The organism is Streptomyces sp. NBC_00885 (genome assembly GCF_045207475.1).
Taxonomy (GTDB): domain Bacteria; phylum Actinomycetota; class Actinomycetes; order Streptomycetales; family Streptomycetaceae; genus Streptomyces.
On sequence record NZ_CP108796.1, the window covers coordinates 301,584 to 318,493 of the forward strand.

Sequence of the window (16,910 nt, forward strand, 5' to 3'; positions counted from 1 at the left end):
GCCCCTCCCATCCCCAGGAGGAGATCAGTGAGGATCGAGCGCACCACCCCCCGTAGTGGCACCGCGAGACGCATCCAGATACTCGCTGCCGCAGCCGGTCTGGTAGCCGCCACCGTGGTCGCCCTGCCGAGCGCGGCCGCGGCCACCCCGCACACGTACAGCGCCACACAGCTCTCCCGGGTCAGCGAGGCGGTACTGAGGGCCGATGTCGGCGGCACCGCCTGGCATGTCGACAGCACGTCCGGCAGGGTCGTCGTCACCGCGGACAGCACCGTCTCCCGCGCCGGTATCACAAAGATCAAGAAATCGGCGGGCGCCGAAGCGGGCGCGATCAAGATTGAGCGGGCATCCGGCGTCTTCACTCCGATGCTCTCCGCGGGAGATGCCATCTACGGCGGCGGCTACCGCTGTTCGCTCGGTTTCAATGTCGTCAGCGGCAGTACGTACTATCTCCTCACGGCGGGCCACTGCGGCGACGTGGCCAAGAGCTGGTACACCAACTCCGGCCTGACCACGCTGATCGGCCCCACCATCAACTCCAGCTTCCCGGGCAACGACTACGCCCTCGTGCGCTACGACAACGCCTCGCTCAGCCACCCGGGCGGCTTCACCGCGGCGAACGCCTACGTCGGTGAACCCGTCAAGCGCACCGGCTCCACCACCGGCACGCGCAGCGGCACCGTCACCGCGCTGAACGTCACGGTCCACTACAGCGGCGGCGGCACGGTCCGCGGCATGATCCAGACCAACGTCTGCGCCGAACCCGGCGACTCCGGCGGCCCGCTCTACGACGGAACCAAGGCGCTCGGCATCACCTCCGGCGGCAGCGGGAACTGCTCCACCGGCGGCACGACGTTCTACCAGCCCGTCCCCGAGGCCCTGGCCAAGTACAAGGTCAGCCTCTACTGATCCCATTGCGGAGCCCCCACGGGAGCAGCGAGCCCGTGGGGGCTTCACCTTGCGGCTCAGTCACCCGGTGTCGGCCGTGCGCCGTCCTGCCTCCCGATCAGCCGTGTCAGGCCCTCGTGGTCGGAGCCGACCTTGCGGTAGATGTCCGACAGCATGCGCGTCACCACCGGGTCCTGAGCGCCCAGCGCCTCCGCGATACGGGCGTTCGACCAGCCTCGGGCAGCCCATTCGGCCACGGTACGTTCCTGTGCGGTGAGCGAATCGGTGGCCACGGCGCGCAGTTGGACCGGCCACAGACCAGCCGCGTCCAACTCCTCACGAGCCCGCGCCGCGAGGGCGTCGGCCCCGCACTGAACCGCGCCTTCCAGTCCACGGTGAAGCTGCTCGGCTGCGTCCTGCGGCAGTCCGACCTGGCGCAGTGCGCTGCCGTGGTCCACCAGCGCACACGCCAGGTCGTAGCCGGACGGCGAGCGCTCAAGGTGTTCGACGGCTTCGGCCAGCAGGGTGACCCGTTCCGCGCCGCGGGCCACCGAGGCCATGGCACGCAAGGCCTGTCCGATGGCCGACTGGGTACCGAATCGGCGGGCTCTGCGGACGCCTTCGGAGGCGTACTCAAGGGCGCGTTCGGGGTCGTCGGCTTTCAGTGCCTGGGCCAGGTGGAGCTGCCAGGGGCACCAGGCGGGGTTGCGCATGCCGCGCGGTTCGAGCCGCAGACCGACCCGGGCGAGCTGATGCTCGGCCTCTCGATGCATGCCGAGAGCGAGCAACAGCTCGCTGTAGACGGTCTGGGAGTCCGGGTACACCACAGCGCTGGGCACGACATCGCCGTAGCTGTACATGGTGGCGAGTTCCTGGGCGTCCTGGATGCGGCCCCGGGCAAGCAGGATCTCGATGAGGATGCCGATGGCGAAGTACTGTGCGGGCACCTGGTGCCCGACCCTGTCCGCGATACGCAATCCGCCGCGGACCAGGCTCTCAGCCTCGTCAAGGCATCCGCGTCGATACCGGATATACCCCAGAAGTGTGTAACCGAAGGACAGATGGGCTCCGCGCCAGCCCTTGGTCTCACATTCTGCGATGCCTCTGTTGAAGAGTTCCTCCGCTCGCCCCGGCTGGTCGCAGTACATGAAGGTGAGGGCGACCAGGACCGGGACCTCGAAACCCCACTGTTCGTCGGTCCACTTGAGGCCCTCACCGAGGGCTTCTTCCGCATAGTGGAGCGCGGTGGCCGCGGGCTCGCCGCGCACCATGGCGTCCCAGGCACGCAGCCCCAGGATGTACCGCTCCGCTGTGCCGCGGCTTGTGAGGTGTTCGGCGAGCCTGGCCAGCTTTCGCGAGCGGGCGGGCGAGTCCTGTTCGTCGGCCCGGAAGGCGTTCCACATGAACTGCTCCGCCTGCATGCGCAGCCGGGTCCTTGCGTTGGTGGCCCCCCGGGCGGCTTCGGCAACCGTCTCGGCGGCCTCCGCCATCCGGTCCGAGTGGCCGAGAGCCTGCGCCAGCCGGTAGACGATGGCTTCGCGCAGGGCCGGGTCGAGAACGGGCTCGTCCAGTGCGGCCCGCAGATGGTTGACCGTGGTCGCCGGTTCGGTCAGCAGGGCGGAGCAGCCGAGTTCGAACAGCACATCGGCCCGCTCCTCCAGCGCTGGTGGCTCGCGCAGTGCCCTGGCGAGGCAGCGCCGGGCGGCCTCGGGAGCACCTGCCCTGAGGTATTCGCGGGCGGCTTCGCGGAACTGCCGCACGGCCCAGGGGTCGCTCTCGGGGTGCACCTCCAACAGGTGCCGGGCAGCCGCGGTGGCGCCCAGGCCCGCGCTCGAGACAACAGCGGCGGCCTGCCCGTGCATGGCCACGCGGAACGCCGCGGGAATCGCCCGGTACACGGCGGTGGCGACCAGCGGGTGGAAGAACTCCAACCGGTCGTCGTCCGGGGCGTCGGGAGCCGGGTCGGCGAAGATACGGGCCTGGCGCAGCCGGGTGACGGCGTCCGCGGACTCGGCATCGCCCAGTCCGCCGACGCTCGCCGCCAGACTCCGGGACGCCTCGGCGCCCAGCACGGCTGCACTCCAGGCGAACCGGACGGCGGAGGTGCCGAGCCGCTCCAGCCGCTCGATGAGCCCGCCGCCCTTCACGGCGGAGGCGAGCTCCCGCAGTTCGGGCACGTGCACGACCTGAGGTTTCAGCCCGCGATCGGCGACCCTGGCGGTGAGTTCGACGGTCTCGAACGGGTTCCCTCCGGTGACCGCCCACGCCTCGCGGCAGAATCCCTCGTCGGCTTCCTCACCCAGGGTGTCGCGGACGATGCGGCTGACCGCGCCGGGGGTGAACGGTACGAGGTCGAAGGGGCGCGATCCGTGGCGTTCGGCAAGTCTGCCGAACGCCACAGCGTCGGCGGGGAGTTCATCGGAGCGATAGGCCACGACGAGCAGCAACGGGAGCTCACTGACCCGCGGTGCGAAGCCGGTGAGCCAGGCCAGCGACTCGGCGTCGGCCCAGTGAGCGTCGTCAACCATCACCACCAGCGGCGCCTGTTGGACGGCGAAGCGGGTGGCGATCCAGTCCAGGCCGTCCCGCACTCCCTGCGGATCGGGTGAGCCGTTGCTGTTCCCGGCTACCAGACCGACGGCAGGGGCGACGATTTCGTACCAACTGCCAAGTATCTTGCGGTGTTCCTTCTCGGTGGCTGCCGCGAGTACGGGCTGGACGAGCTGGCGTACGACATGGAAGGCGACGCCCTGCTCCTGCTCTCCTCCGCGGGCGAAGAGCACTGTGCAGCCGCGAGCCACGGCCTTCCTGCGTACCTCTGTAAGGAGAGTCGTCTTGCCGAGTCCCGCCGGCCCGGCAAAGGTCAGTAAGCCGCCAGTACCTGGCGCGGCCGAGCCCGTGGACGACCCGCTCAGGTCGGTCAACAGAACATCCACTGCCGCGAGTTCCGCGTCACGTTCCAGCAGCAGCCGACGCGGTCGCCCCGGCCGGTCTCCTGAGTAGGTCACATCCGTTTCCTTCGACCGTGTGTCGTCCGAGTACGCGAAGAGTACGCCCTCGGAGACGGTCCGTAGCCCGTCGCGGCGGCTTTTGCCCCATGGGGCCGAAATTCTGGTAACACCGGTGACCGCACGGCGGTTACCTCACCCCGCCTCGCTCACACTGCGCCGCAGAGGGCGCGCACGCGGTCGCGTGCGCCGGTCCTACGCCCCAGTGCACCCGTCGATCACGGCTGAACGCGTGAGGCGACGCCTAGCCTCGAAAGAACGCCAAGAATGCGCCAGGCGTGCATCGTCGCGGCGGGACGCGCCGCGGACACCCAGGGGGTGTGTATGGCGAACACGATGGCTTCAGGCCGCAACCGGGCGCTCACGGACCCTACCCGGCGCACCGCCGCGATCAGGATTCCGTTCCCCGCCCGCTTCAACCCTCAGGCGGAGCGGGCCCGGCGGCACTCACTGCAGTGGCTGCAGGAGACGGGATTGCTGACCGGGGAAGCCGCGACGGCTGAATACGACGCGCTGCGGCTCGAGCGGCTGATGGCGTATTTCTACCCCGACGCCACAGGCAACGACCTTGAGCTGGCAGCTGACTTCAACGCCTGGTTCTTCATCTTCGACGACCAGTTCGACGGGCACCTGGGGATGAGACCCGAGGCGATCGAACCCGTGGTGGACTCCCTCGTACGGACCATGACGACGGACGGCGCGCCCCAGGTGTCCGGCGGGCACGGCCCGCCGCTCGTCCGGGGATTCCGGGACATCTGGCGCCGGGCAACGGCCCGCACACCATACAACTGGCGGCGTCGTTTCCGTACGCACTGGCAGGCCTACATGGCCGCCCACCTGGGGGAAGCACGCAACCGCAGCGCGCAACGCCTGCCTTCCCTGGACCAGTTCCTCAAGGTCCGGCGCGACTCCATAGGGGTACAGCCCTGCCTCGACTTCACCGAGCGGTGCGGTGGTTACGCGCTGCCGGACGAGCTGCACGGCTCCTACCCGCTGCGGGAGATGCGTGAGATCACGGGCGATGTGGTGATCTTCGTCAATGACATCGTCTCGCTCGTCAAGGAACTGGCGGCCGGGGATGTGAACAACAGCGTGATCGTCCTCCGCGAACAGAAGGGTTGCACCCTGGACCAGTCCGTCGCGTACATCGCCGCCCGCGCGAACGCGCACCTGGCCCGCTTCGCGCAGCTCGCGGCCGTTCTCCCGAAGGCGCTGAGCGAGCGAGGCGTACTTCCGGAGGTGCGGGGGCACATCGACCACTACGTGGAGGGCATGGGTCACCTGATGGCGGGCAACCTCGCCTGGTCCCTTGCGACTTCCCGCTATGACGAGACCGGGATCGCCGCCGTGAGCGGCGGGCGGCAACGCCCTTGGGCGTACCTCGCCGTGACACGCGAGTCCTGCGGCGACGGTGCCCGGCGGAGTGTGCCGACAGAGAGTTGAGCACCACGCTCAGCGTGTGAGGCCGGCGGAGAGCGTGGTGAGGGTGCGCTCGACGACCGCGTCGCGCTGGTCGGGGGGCAGATGGGCGAGCGGGCCGTCGAGGATGAGCAGCGCGAGTCCGTGGACGGCCGACCAGGCGGCCACCTCCGCCGCAGGCCGGTTCTCCGGCCGCATCCGGCCTGCGGCCACGAGCATGTCGAGCGTGTCCGAGAGCAGTACGAACGCCGCGAACTCCGGCCTGGACTCGGGGGCTTCGAGGCCGGTGAAGTCGCCGCTCTGCGCCAGGGGCGTGCGGCAGAAGGCGGTGCGGTAGAGGCCCGGGTGCTCGATCGCGAACCGGACATAGCCGCGCCCGATCGCCTCGGCCCTGCGAACGGCCTGCTCCCCCGGGTCGTCGAGCGCGGGGAGTACGCGTACGGCCTCGGCCATCGAGTCGGCAAGCGCCTGCTGGCCGACGATCTTCACAGCCTCGAGGAGATCTCCCTGGCCGGTGAAGTGACGGTACGCGGCGGTGGGTGACACGCCGACGCTGCGGGCCGCCTCGCGCAGGACGACACGCTCGGGGCCGCCTTCGGCCGCGAGTTCGACGGCAGCCTCAATCAGCGCGTTGCGGAGGTCGCCGTGGTGATAGCGGGACCTGGAGCCCGTGGTCGATTCCATGGCCCCATTCTGCCCGAAGTTGACGCTATTAACATCATATGTCATCGTCGATGTTAACGGAGTAAACATCGGTAGGTGATGACCATGTTCGACCGAATCACCGGGCTGGCCCTGCACCGGGGCAGGCTCGTACTGATACTCACCGTGGTGGCCGTGATCGCTATGGGAGCCATCGGCTTCGGGGCGTTCGGCAAGCTCCAGGGCGGCGGCTTCGAGGATCCGAGCGCGCCCTCTGCCCGCGCCCAGGAGCTCATCGACGACAAGTTCGGCGGCGAGAGCAACCTCGTTCTGCTGGTCCGGGCCGACGACGGCAGCATCGGCTCCCCCACCGCCCAGCGCGCCGGCCGCGCCCTCACCTCTGAGCTTCGGGGCGAGCCCACCGTGGCGAACGTGATCTCGTACTGGGACACCGGCGCCTCCGCGCTGACCTCCCGGGACGGGAACGAGGCGCTGGTACTGGCCCACGTCAAGGGCGACGACACCGAGCAGGGCGACAACGCCTCGGCGATCATCGACGAGTACACCGGCGGCCATAACGGGCTGACCGTCCAGGCCGGCGGATCGGCCGCGGTGGGCGACGAAGTGCCCACCCAGGTCGCCAAGGACCTCGCGCTGGCCGAGACCATCGCCGTGCCACTGATCCTCGTCCTGCTGGTGATCGCCTTCGGCAGCGTGGTGGCGGCACTGCTGCCCCTGGTCATCGGACTGATCGCGATCGTCGGCACCTTCGCCGAGCTCTATGTGCTCGGCAGTCTCACCAGCGTGTCGGTCTTCTCGATCAACCTCACCACCGCACTCGGCCTGGGCCTGGGCATCGACTACGCCCTGCTCATGATCAGCCGGTTCCGCGAGCACCTCGCGCAGGGCGCCGCCGTCCCCGAAGCGCTGCGGCACACGGTACGCACGGCCGGGCGGACCATCACCTTCTCCGCGGCGACCGTCGCCGCGGCACTCGCCGCGCTGCTGGTCTTCCCGCAGTACTTCCTGCGCTCCTTCGCCTACGCCGGCATCGGCGTGGTGGCCATCGCCGCCGTCAGCGCCCTGGTCGTCATCCCAGCGCTGCTCGCCGTGCTGGGTCACCGGGTCAACAACGGCCGACTGCCCTGGGCGAAGACCGTGCGCAGCGCCGAGGCGCCCCTGTGGGGCCGACTGGCCCGCACGGTCATGCGCAGGCCCGCCCTGACCGCACTGCCGGTCCTCGGGGTGCTGCTGCTCGCCGCGAGTCCGCTGCTCGGCGTCACCTTCGGCACGCCGGACGAGCGGGTGCTTCCGGAGAGTGCCCAGAGCAGGCAGGTCGCCACCGCGGTGCAGCACGACTTCACCGGCAGCGACGAGTCGGCGGTTCAGATCGTGACAACCGGGCCCGTGGCACCGGCCGACCTGCGCACGTACGCGACCGACATCTCGCGGCTCGACGGCGCGGTGCGGGTGGAGACCTCCGCCGGCACCTTCCGGGACGGCCGCTTCGCCCCGCCCGGGCCCGCCAACGCCGCACTGGGCCGGCCCGACGCCCAGCGGATCGCCGTCGTCAGCGACCTCACCCCCAAGTCGGGCGAGGCCCAGGACCTGGTCAAGGACGTACGGGCGGTGGATCCGCCCGCCGGCACCGAGGCGCTGGTCGGCGGCACCGACGCGCGGCTCATCGACTCCAAGGACTCGATCGCCGACCGGCTCCCGGCCGCCATCGGTCTCGTCGCGGGCACCACCTTCGTGATCCTCTTCCTGTTCACGGGCAGCGTGGTGCAGCCACTGCGGGCGCTGGTCCTGAACGCCATCAGCCTCACCGCGGCCATCGGCATCATGGTGTGGATCTTCCAGGACGGCCACCTGGCTTCCCTGCTCGGCTTCACGCCGCAGCCGATGGACACCTCGATGACAGTGCTCATGTTCTGCATCGCCTTCGGCCTGTCCATGGACTACGAGGTCTTCGTGACCAGCCGGATCAAGGAGCTGCACGACGCGGGCGCCGACACCGAGACAGCCGTGTCCAGCGGGCTCTCGCACACCGGGCGGATCGTGACCATGGCGGCTGGGCTGCTCGCGGTGAGCTTCTTCGCCTTCGCCACGTCCAGTGTCAGCTTCATCCAGATGTTCGGGCTCGGCAGCGGGCTGGCGATCCTGATCGACGCGGTGGCCGTACGCGGGGTACTCGTGCCGGCAGCCATGCGGTTGCTGGGGCGTACGGCCTGGTACGCGCCGAGGCCGCTGCGCTCGGTGCACAAGCGGCTGGGCCTTACCGAAGGCGCACCCGCCGAGGACGAGCGGACACCCGTCGGCGTCTGACCTCGCCGGCCCGTTGGGGGCTCCGTGGCGGGCACGAGCGCCGGCCAACAGCGCCGTGGCCCGCCGCGGCGCTGCATGGCGCAACCTGCCGAGGCGTGGCTGTCCGCGCCTCGGCCCTCGTGGCTCAGCTACTCCTGGGGGTAGATGTCCCCCGCGGCCATGGCGCTCTCCTGCTCGCTCTGCGCGAGCAGCCTGCCCGCCTTGTCCTGGAGCCGCTGCCGCTCCTGTGGATCGGTCGCCCGCTCCGCCTCGTGCTTCAGCCCCTCAGCCTCCTGTCGCAGCTGACGGACATGACTTCCGGAATCACTCATGGTCACTCCTCGGCCATCGGGATGAGCCTTCCCACTCCGAGAATATGCGCGCCCCGGGAGTGGGGCCTCTGCCCGTCGCCGTCCTGCATTTCTCTGAACTCCGCGCGACGGATTCACAACCGTCGTTCAGCCCGCAGAGGAGCCATGGGTCGTCAGACCTCCATCACGGCATCGCACTGGGCGCACACGAGTTGGGCGTACTTCGGTGTGTACCACGATGAACCGGGATGCTCCGACGGCTTCCAGGAGGCCGTCCCCATCGCAAACGTGTCCCGACCGCACAGGGTTCGTGGCCCAGGAGTAGTCGAAGACCCGGGAGCGGCGTTCGCAGCATGCACGCGCAGGACGGGACGCTCCTCGGCCGGTGACGATCCGGCCAACGATCGTGCTGCGGGAGGCTGGTCGAGCTCGTACATCACGAAGATCTCGCTCATGTTCTGACGGTAGGCCGATACGGCGGATCACGCATGGGTGAGGCAGGCGTCGGTAAGGTTGCCTGCCCATGGACGTGAGCGCAGGAAACGCGATGATTGTCATCCCGCCGGGGCACGTGACGCTGTCGGACCGGCGAACTCAACGCAGTTGGTCGGTGGAGCTTGCGCCCTACCAGCTCGCGGCGTTCCCGATCACCCAGGAGCGGTACGCACAAGTCACCGGCCAACGGCCGAGCACCGCGCAGGGCGACCAGTTGCCCGTCGAGGGCGTTTCGTGGGTGGACGCGGTCCGGTTCTGCAACGCCCTGTCCCGCCGCGAGGGGTTGGCGCCCGCATATCGCATCGATGCTGACGCCGGCGGCATCGAGTGGGACGCATCCGCTGACGGGTACCGGCTACCGACCGAGGCCGAGTGGGAGCACGCATGTCGTGCCGGTACGGCCGACGCGCGATACGGACGGCTCGACGAGATCGCTTGGCACCGCGGCAACTCACACGAGCGGATTCACGACGTGGGCGGCAAACAGCCCAACGCGTGGGGCCTGTACGACATGTTGGGCAACGTGTGGGAGTGGTGCTGGGACCTCTACGACCCCGAGGTCTACGGCACCTATCGGGTGCTGCGTGGCGGTGGGTGGTTCGACGAGCGCTGGAGCTGCCGGGCCTCCGTGCGGCGCCGCAGCCACCCGACCTTCCGGATCGACGACGTGGGATTCCGCATCGCGCGTTCCATCATGCGCTGACGTTGCCGGCCGTGCTGTCCCAGCTATGCGTTACGAGGTTCGTCGTGCGGGCCTGCCGCGTCGGGGTTGCGGCTCTCCGGAACCGCGTGGGCCGTGGCATTGCCCTGCCCGCCGTCGGGCGCCGGGGTTTCGAAGATTTCCAGGAGTGGCGCAATGTCCCGGTGCTCCTCCGCGGGATGACGGAATCTGCCCCCGATCAGGTGGTACCTGTTCCGGCGGCCTTCGCGCGTGTGCGTCAGATATCCGGCCGATTCCAGGTCGGAGACCACGGCCTGGACGGTCCGCTCGGTCAGCCCGAGCGTCCTGGCAAGATCGCGAACCCGGATCCACGGATCGCGCGAGATGGCCGAGAGCACGCGCGCATGGCTGGTCAGGAACGTCCACGTGGTGCGGGGCGCAGAGGCTTCGTCCATGCACCCCATCGTACGTTCCCTCATACAGGCTTCGCACTACCTGAAATAAAATTCAGGTATCTATTGACGTGTCTTTGAGTGCGGGCTCAGCATGAGGTCAGACGTGTTTCCCGTTCTAGGGAGATGATCATGGCTTCCGCCTCAGGCGCCTTCGAGGAGCCTCGTCCCCGCCCCTCGCGCCCCGCCGGCGACTCGGCCGACATGAGCCGCCTCGCCCTCACCGTGACCGCGGCCGCTGGTGACCGCGCCCGAGTGGTCGTGGTCGGCGAAATCGATTTGGACAGCGCCGCAGACCTCGGTCGGGTGCTCACCTGCACCCTGCACGCGTCCGCCGCTCTCGAAATCGATCTTGCCAGGGTCTCGTTCTGTGACTGCTCCGGCCTTCGCGCCCTCATGGACACCTGGTACAGGGCAGGGTCGCGGGGTCAGACGGTGGCGGTGATCGACGCCAGCCCTTGCGTGCGGAGGCTGTTGGAGCTGACCGGCACCCTTGGCCTGCTCACTGCCAAGGCCGAGTCGGACAGCGATCCGCCGGCCGTTGTTCGTCACGAGCGAGCCGTGACCGAGTCGGGCGGACGGAGTCACCCAGGCCTGCGACGGATCAGCGCGGCACTGCTGCGTCAAGGTTCCGATGACGCAGATGCCGTTCAGGATTGAAGTTCATGGTTACCCGCAAGGGATGGCACCAATGTGGCAGGGCAAGCGCAACGAAGACCACCACCAAGATGGCGGGCGCCTGAGTGCTCACCGTCGCGCAGATTCCCAGCACGTGAGCGGGCCGGGGCCGGGGCCGGATCCGCAGGTGGAGCATGACGCTCCGGACACACCGACGGCGATGGGGAAGAAGTCGTGGTGGGCGGTGCTGAAGCGGACGGTGGCCGAGTTCAAGGACGACGAGTTGGCTGACCGGGCTGCGGCGCTGACGTACTACGGGGTGCTGGCGCTCTTCCCTGCTCTGCTGGTCCTGGTCTCAGTGCTCGGCATCGTGAGTGAATCGGCAACCCAAAGCGTTCTGGACAACATCAAGAAGATGACCCCTGGCTCGGCACGGGATGTCATCACGGACGCGGTCGAGCAACTCCAGGGCAGCAGTGGCACGGGCTCTGTGCTGGCGATCGTCGGTCTGCTGCTGGCGCTGTGGTCGGCGTCCGGATATGTGGCGGCGTTCATCCGCAGCTCCAACGCCGTCTACGACATCCCGGAGGGCCGCCCGGCCTGGAAGGTGCTGCCGGTGCGACTGAGCCTCACCGTGGTGCTGATGATCATTGCCTGCGCCAGCGCATTGATCGTGGTATTCACCGGAGGTCTGGCTCGACAGGTCGGCACGGCGCTCGGGATCGGGGATACGGCCCTGACCGTGTGGTCGATTGCCAAGTGGCCGGTGCTGGTGGTGCTGGTCACCAGCATGATCGCGATCCTCTACTGGGCGTCGCCGAACGCGAAGGGCCGCGGGTTCAAGTGGATCACTCCGGGTAGCTTCCTGGCCCTGGCGATCTGGATGATCGCCTCAGCCGGCTTTGCTCTGTACGTCGCGAATTTCGGCTCCTACAACCGGACATACGGCGCCCTGGCCGGAGTGATCATCTTTCTGGTCTGGCTCTGGATGACCAATCTCGCGATCCTGCTGGGCCTGGAATTCGATGCGGAACTGGCCCGCGAACGAGCGATCATCGGCGGCCTCCCCGAACACGAAGAGCCCTATGTCGAGCCGCGGGACACCCGCAAGTGGACCGATGAGGAACGCAACGAGATGGGCGACATCCGATCTCCGCACGTGGGCTCGCCCGCCGAGCAACGAAAGGAATGAATCACGATGGACAGGTCGCCGGCCCAGCCGCCGCGCCAGGATTCCGATGCGTCCGTGAGCGAGCTGGTCAGGCAGGCATCCGCGCAGATCTCCCAATTGGCGCGGCAGGAACTGGCCCTGGCGCAGGCGGAGATGCTGGACAAGGGCAAACGATTCGGGATCGGCGGTGGTCTGCTCGGTGGAGCCGGCGCGGTCGGTCTCATCGCTCTGCAGGCTCTCGCCGCCACCGCGATCGTGGCCCTGGGCCTGATCTGGCCGCTCTGGGGCTCCGCACTGACCGTGACCGTCGTCCTGCTCGCGGCGGCCGGTGCACTCACTGCCATGGGCAGGAAGCAGGTTGGCAAGGCCGCCCCGCCGACCCCCGAGCAAGCCATCGACAGCGTCAAGAGCGACATCGCCGAGATCAAGGAGAGGGCACACCAATGACGGACAAGTCGCAGAACAACGACTCCGTACCCACCGCTGACGAACTGCGCGAGCAGGTGGAGGGGACCCGCTTGGAGCTCGGCCAGACGGTCGAGGCGCTGAGCGCCAAGGCCGACATCAAGGCCCAGGCGCAGCAAAAGGCGGCGAAGGTCAAGACTCAGGTGCAGGACAAGGCTGCACACGCCCTCCACGTGGCGCACGACAAGACTCCCGAGCCTGTACGCGAGAAGGCCGCACACGCCAAGCAACAGCTCACGGAGAAGGCCCAGGTCCTCGGAGCGAAGCTCCAGGACACCACCCCGGAGCCGGTGCGTGACAAGGCCGGTCAGACGGCACAGGTCGCGCGCGGCAATCGCAAGCTGCTCATCGCCGGTGCAACCGTGCTGACTGTCATCCTCCTCGCCCGCCGCAGGAGGAAGAGCGCATGAAAGCGTCCAAAGTCGCCTACAAGCCGGTCGGTCTGGCCCTCGGTGCGTTGAGCGGTGCCCTGGCCGGCGCGGTCTTCAAGCAAGTGTGGAAGGCGGTGGGTCACGACGAGGACGCTCCTGATGCCACCGACCAAGACCGCAACTGGCGGGAAGTCATGCTCGCCGCCACCCTGCAGGGTGCGATTTTCTCCGCGGTCAAGGCGGCCGTCGACCGCGGCGGCGCCACAGCCGTGCACCGCCTGACCGGCACCTGGCCCGGCTGAGCCGCTCCAGCAGAAAAGGAGGGCGAGCCCATGACGACGCTGCCGGGTCTGCCCACGTCGTACTGGCTGGAAGCCGAGTTGAAGGGTGCCCATCCTCCGCCGGAGCACGACGAGGAAGCCGACGTCGCCGTGATCGGCGGCGGAATGGCGGGGCTCTGCACCGCGTGGGAGATCGCGCGTGCCGGGCGTTCGGTGATCCTGGTGGAGGCGAATCGGCTCGGGTCCGGCGTCACCGGGCACACCACCGCAAAGCTGTCCGCTCTCCAAGGACTTACCTACGGACACCTCCGGTCGGCCTTCGGGCCCCGCGCGGCCCAGCTGTACGCCGCCTCGCAACTGCAGGCGGTCGAACAGGTCGGCCGAGTCAGCGCCGAGTTGGGCATCGACTGTGATTGGGAGCGTTGCGACGCCTACAGCTATGCCACCCGTGAGGGCGGGCTCGACGAGCTACGTGCCGAGGCAGATGCGGCCGAGGAGGCGGGTCTGGCTGCGGAGTTCGTGCCGGGTACGGGGCTCCCGTTCCCCGTGTCCGGCGCGGTCCGCGCCAGCGGTCAGGCACAGTTCCATCCGCTCAAGTTCCTGGCGGGACTTGTGGACGATCTGACCGAGCGCGGCGGCCGCATCGTCGAAGGCACCCGGATAACCGGGCTGAAGGAGGGCTCTCCCTGTCGGCTGAGCACGTCGAGAGGCGTCCGCATCACGGCTCGCGATGTCGTGGTCGCCACGCACTACCCGATCTTCGACCGCGCCCTGCTGTTCGCCCGGATGGCCTCACGCCGTGAACTGGTCGTCACGGGACTGATTCCCATGGAACTCGACCCACAGGGGATGTACCACACCCAGGAGCAGCGGACGAGGTCGGTGCGTACTGCTCCCTACGACGCCGAACGTCGACTGCTGATCGTCACCGGGGAGAAGTTCACACCGGGTGCCGGGCAGGTGCGGGAGCGGTATGCGCACCTGAACTCGTGGATGCGGGAGCATTTCCCGGCCGCCGAGCCGGTTCATCGCTGGGCTGCGCAGGACAACTGGACCACCGACCGGGTCCCCTTTGTCGGGCTGCTCCATCCCGCCGCCCGCCACACCTATGTCGCGACCGGTTTCGGCGGGTGGGGGCTGAGCGGTGGAGTGATGGCGGGCCGACTTCTCACATCGCTGATCATGGGTGATGAGCTGGCCTGGGCCCCTTTGTACGACCCGCGGCGGCTTCACCTGTTGCGCGAAGGGCGCACCTTGGCCGAGCGCCAGGTCGACACTGCGCGGCACTTCGTCGGTGACCGGCTCTCCTCGCCCTCGTCGGACCGCCTCGCCGACCTCCCGAGGGGCAGCGGCGCCGTCGTACGCAGAGGAGCGCGGCACCTGGCCGTCTACCGCGAGGAGGACGGCGCACTACGCACGCTGTCGGCACGGTGCACCCACCTCGGCTGCCTGGTGCAGTTCAACGACGCCGAGCGGACCTGGGAATGTCCCTGCCACGGCTCTCGCTTCGACACCGACGGCAGCGTGGTGCAGGGACCTGCGGTGCGTCCCTTGCAGGCTTACGCCGAGACTGATGCGCCGCCGAGAAAGGTTCGGGACACCAGAGGCTGACTGTTCCCGCCCGTAAGGGGTATCCGAGGATCAAAGGGTGGGAGAGTTGCATTGAAGGACAGTCATGGAGATCTCGGGCATTTTTAGCGCGATTGTGATCGGTATCGTCATTGGCGTGCTCGGCAGGCTGGTCGTCCCGGGACGTCAGCGCATCGGCATCCTCTGGACGATCGCGGTAGGCATCGTGGCCGCCTGTGTGGGCTCGGCCATCGCCTCAGCCTTCGATGTCGCCGACACCGAGGGCGTCGACTGGGTCGAGTGGCTCTTCCAGATCGGCTTGGCCGCCCTTGGTGTCGCCGCAGTCCAGCGGTTCAAGCTCCGACGCTGAAGGCAGCGGGCCAGGCCTGGTGGCCCACGCAGTCTCCGCTCGGAGTCGTCTTTGGCCTCACGGCTTCAGGAGGGTCTTGATCATGCCGTCCGTCTTGTGCTGGAACATCTCGTACGCCTCTGGACCGTCCTCCAGCGGCATCGTGTGAGTGGCGAAGCCCTCGACTCCGAGCACGTCCTCGTCGTTGAGCAGCGGCATGATGTCGTCCGCCCAGTGCTTGACGTTCGCCTGTCCCATTCGTAGCTGGATCTGCTTGTCGAACATCGTCAGCATCGGCAGCGGATCGGCCGCGCCGCCGTAAACGCCGGCCAGCGAGATCGTGCCCCCGCGGCGTACGACATCGATCGCGCCGTAGAGCGCGTTCAGGCGGTCCACCCCGGCGTGCTCCATCAATCGCGCGGCAAGAGCGTCGGGCAGCAGGCCGGTGATCCATTGGGCCGCCTTCGCGATCGGCGCACCGTGCGCCTCCATGCCGACGGCGTCGATCACGGCGTCCGTTCCCCGCCCGTTGGTCAGTTCGCGGATGGCGTCGCCCAGATCCTTGCCGTACTTGCGCGCGTCGATCACGTCGATACCGCGGCCAGCGGTCCGAGCCAGCCGGGCGGGCACCAGGTCGACGCCGATGACCATGCTCGCGCCCCGGTGCAGGGCGATACGGGCGGCCATCTCGCCGATCGGCCCGAGGCCCAGCACAGTGACGGTGCCGCCGGGCAGGAAGTTCGCGTACTCCACCGCCTGCCAGGCGGTGGGCAGGACGTCGGACAGGTAGACGTACCGCTCGTCGGGCGGCCCGTGCGGGACCTTGATCGGCAGGCTGTCACCGAAGGGGACCCTGAGAAACTCGGCCTGCCCGCCCGGCACTTGGCCGTACAGCTTGGTGTAGCCGAACAGCGCGGCTCCCATGCCGCGTTCGCGAACCTGCGTGGTTTCGCACTGGGACTGCAGGCCTCGTTCACACATAAAACAGTGTCCGCATGAAAGGTTGAACGGGATAACGACCCGGTCGCCGACAGCGAGCGAGGCCACCGCCACGCCGACCTCTTCGACGACGCCCATGGGCTCGTGTCCGAGGATGTCGCCGGGATCGAGGTACGGTCCCATCACCTCGTACAGATGGAGGTCCGAACCGCAGATACCGGTGGATGTGATCTTGACGATGATGTCCGCGTCTTCCTTCAGCACCGGATCCGGCACGGTGTCCACTCGCACATCCCGCTTTCCGTGCCAAGTCAACGCGTGCATACCGTCCTCCTCGTCACAGTGATGGGCCGGCTGCCGTACGGGGCAGAACAGCGGCGGCTGCGCGTGATGCGGGAGAACGTGACTGACGAGCGCAGGGCCGAGCTAGGGCGGGCCTGCGAGCCCGCCCTGCTCATCCCCAACCCGCGCGACCGGTACGAACAGAGGTCGCTCTTTCACGTCATCCCGGGGTCACGCGGCCACGCCACGAGCCGGATTCACCGCCGCGCTGCTCGATGTACTCCTTGAAGCGCCGCATGTCTCCTTTCACGCGGCGGTCAATCATGCCGAGCATGTCCGCGCCCTTCTCAGCGACTCCGGTGCTTTCGACGTCCATCACAAGTTCCACCCGCGTGTGCGTCTCGTCCAGGCTCTGGAAGCGGACCATGCCCTTTTGCTTGGTGTCGCCGCTCATCGTGCGCCACGCGATGCGCTCATCGGGGAGCTGGTCGACGATCTCGGTGTCGAACTCCCGCCGGACACCGCCAATCTCTGTGGTCCAGTGGTTGTGCAGGTCATCCAGCTGCCTGACCTCCTCAACCCCTTCCATGAACCTCGGGAACTCCTCAAACTGCGTCCACTGGTTGTAGGCCGTGTGGACGGGCACGCCAACCTCTACCGCTTGCTTCACCGTGCTCATTTCCCG

17 protein-coding genes are annotated in these 16,910 nt (G+C 68.3%); 11 read left to right on the plus strand and 6 right to left on the minus strand.

Features of this window, described 5'->3' with window-relative positions; genetic code table 11:
• Positions 1–27: 27 nt before the first annotated feature.
• The gene (locus OHA61_RS01475) at positions 28–909 is read left to right on the plus strand and encodes a S1 family peptidase (RefSeq protein ID WP_406301291.1); all 882 of its coding nucleotides are present in this window, start codon (positions 28–30) and stop codon (positions 907–909) included.
• 56 nt (positions 910–965) lie between these two features.
• Here the strand turns inward: OHA61_RS01475 and OHA61_RS01480 are convergent, their stop codons facing one another.
• Entirely contained in the window at positions 966–3,896 is a 2,931-nt protein-coding gene (locus OHA61_RS01480; protein ID WP_406301292.1) for an ATP-binding protein, read from the minus strand.
• Between the two features lie 324 nt (positions 3,897–4,220).
• Between OHA61_RS01480 and OHA61_RS01485 the strand changes: the two genes are divergently transcribed.
• Positions 4,221–5,339, plus strand: a complete 1,119-nt coding sequence (locus OHA61_RS01485; RefSeq protein WP_406301293.1) for an isoafricanol synthase — start codon at positions 4,221–4,223, stop codon at positions 5,337–5,339.
• A gap of 9 nt (positions 5,340–5,348) precedes the next feature.
• On the opposite strand, the gene OHA61_RS01490 is transcribed toward OHA61_RS01485, so the two are convergent.
• Positions 5,349–5,999, minus strand: a complete 651-nt coding sequence (locus OHA61_RS01490) for a TetR/AcrR family transcriptional regulator (RefSeq protein ID WP_406301294.1) — start codon at positions 5,997–5,999, stop codon at positions 5,349–5,351.
• 84 nt (positions 6,000–6,083) lie between these two features.
• Here OHA61_RS01490 and OHA61_RS01495 point away from each other — a divergent pair, with 84 nt between their 5' ends.
• Entirely contained in the window at positions 6,084–8,282 is a 2,199-nt protein-coding gene (locus OHA61_RS01495) for an MMPL family transporter (protein ID WP_406301295.1), read from the plus strand.
• A 128-nt stretch (positions 8,283–8,410) separates the two neighbouring features.
• Here the strand turns inward: OHA61_RS01495 and OHA61_RS01500 are convergent, their stop codons facing one another.
• On the minus strand, positions 8,411–8,593 hold the full coding sequence (locus OHA61_RS01500) for a DUF6381 family protein (RefSeq protein WP_406301296.1): 183 nt from the start codon (positions 8,591–8,593) through the stop codon (positions 8,411–8,413).
• A gap of 502 nt (positions 8,594–9,095) precedes the next feature.
• On the opposite strand from OHA61_RS01500, the gene OHA61_RS01505 reads away from it, so the two are divergent.
• Complete coding sequence (locus OHA61_RS01505; protein ID WP_406301297.1) at positions 9,096–9,770, plus strand: formylglycine-generating enzyme family protein; 675 nt, start codon at positions 9,096–9,098, stop codon at positions 9,768–9,770.
• A gap of 23 nt (positions 9,771–9,793) precedes the next feature.
• Here the strand turns inward: OHA61_RS01505 and OHA61_RS01510 are convergent, their stop codons facing one another.
• Complete coding sequence (locus tag OHA61_RS01510) at positions 9,794–10,183, minus strand: helix-turn-helix transcriptional regulator (protein WP_406301298.1); 390 nt, start codon at positions 10,181–10,183, stop codon at positions 9,794–9,796.
• 201 nt (positions 10,184–10,384) lie between these two features.
• On the opposite strand from OHA61_RS01510, the gene OHA61_RS01515 reads away from it, so the two are divergent.
• The 7 genes from OHA61_RS01515 to OHA61_RS01545 all read left to right on the plus strand — a co-directional run bounded on the left by OHA61_RS01515 (position 10,385) and on the right by OHA61_RS01545 (position 15,025).
• The gene (locus OHA61_RS01515; protein WP_406301299.1) at positions 10,385–10,840 is read left to right on the plus strand and encodes an STAS domain-containing protein; all 456 of its coding nucleotides are present in this window, start codon (positions 10,385–10,387) and stop codon (positions 10,838–10,840) included.
• Positions 10,824–11,990: a YihY/virulence factor BrkB family protein gene (locus OHA61_RS01520; protein WP_406307254.1), complete on the plus strand. Its 1,167-nt coding sequence runs from the start codon at positions 10,824–10,826 to the stop codon at positions 11,988–11,990. Before OHA61_RS01515 ends, OHA61_RS01520 begins: the two co-directional genes overlap by 17 nt.
• A gap of 6 nt (positions 11,991–11,996) precedes the next feature.
• Positions 11,997–12,416, plus strand: coding sequence for a phage holin family protein (locus OHA61_RS01525; RefSeq protein WP_406301300.1), 420 nt, complete (start codon positions 11,997–11,999; stop codon positions 12,414–12,416).
• Entirely contained in the window at positions 12,413–12,844 is a 432-nt protein-coding gene (locus OHA61_RS01530) for a DUF3618 domain-containing protein (protein WP_406301301.1), read from the plus strand. Before OHA61_RS01525 ends, OHA61_RS01530 begins: the two co-directional genes overlap by 4 nt.
• Positions 12,841–13,107 (plus strand): DUF4235 domain-containing protein, encoded by a 267-nt coding sequence (locus tag OHA61_RS01535; RefSeq protein ID WP_361909884.1) that lies wholly within the window; start codon positions 12,841–12,843, stop codon positions 13,105–13,107. Before OHA61_RS01530 ends, OHA61_RS01535 begins: the two co-directional genes overlap by 4 nt.
• Before the next feature lie 30 nt (positions 13,108–13,137).
• Entirely contained in the window at positions 13,138–14,697 is a 1,560-nt protein-coding gene (locus tag OHA61_RS01540; RefSeq protein ID WP_406301302.1) for an FAD-dependent oxidoreductase, read from the plus strand.
• Between the two features lie 64 nt (positions 14,698–14,761).
• Complete coding sequence (locus OHA61_RS01545) at positions 14,762–15,025, plus strand: GlsB/YeaQ/YmgE family stress response membrane protein (RefSeq protein ID WP_406301303.1); 264 nt, start codon at positions 14,762–14,764, stop codon at positions 15,023–15,025.
• A gap of 57 nt (positions 15,026–15,082) precedes the next feature.
• Here the strand turns inward: OHA61_RS01545 and OHA61_RS01550 are convergent, their stop codons facing one another.
• Entirely contained in the window at positions 15,083–16,267 is a 1,185-nt protein-coding gene (locus OHA61_RS01550) for an alcohol dehydrogenase catalytic domain-containing protein (RefSeq protein ID WP_406301304.1), read from the minus strand.
• 178 nt (positions 16,268–16,445) lie between these two features.
• Complete coding sequence (locus OHA61_RS01555) at positions 16,446–16,904, minus strand: SRPBCC family protein (protein ID WP_406301305.1); 459 nt, start codon at positions 16,902–16,904, stop codon at positions 16,446–16,448.
• Positions 16,905–16,910: the final 6 nt, after the last annotated feature.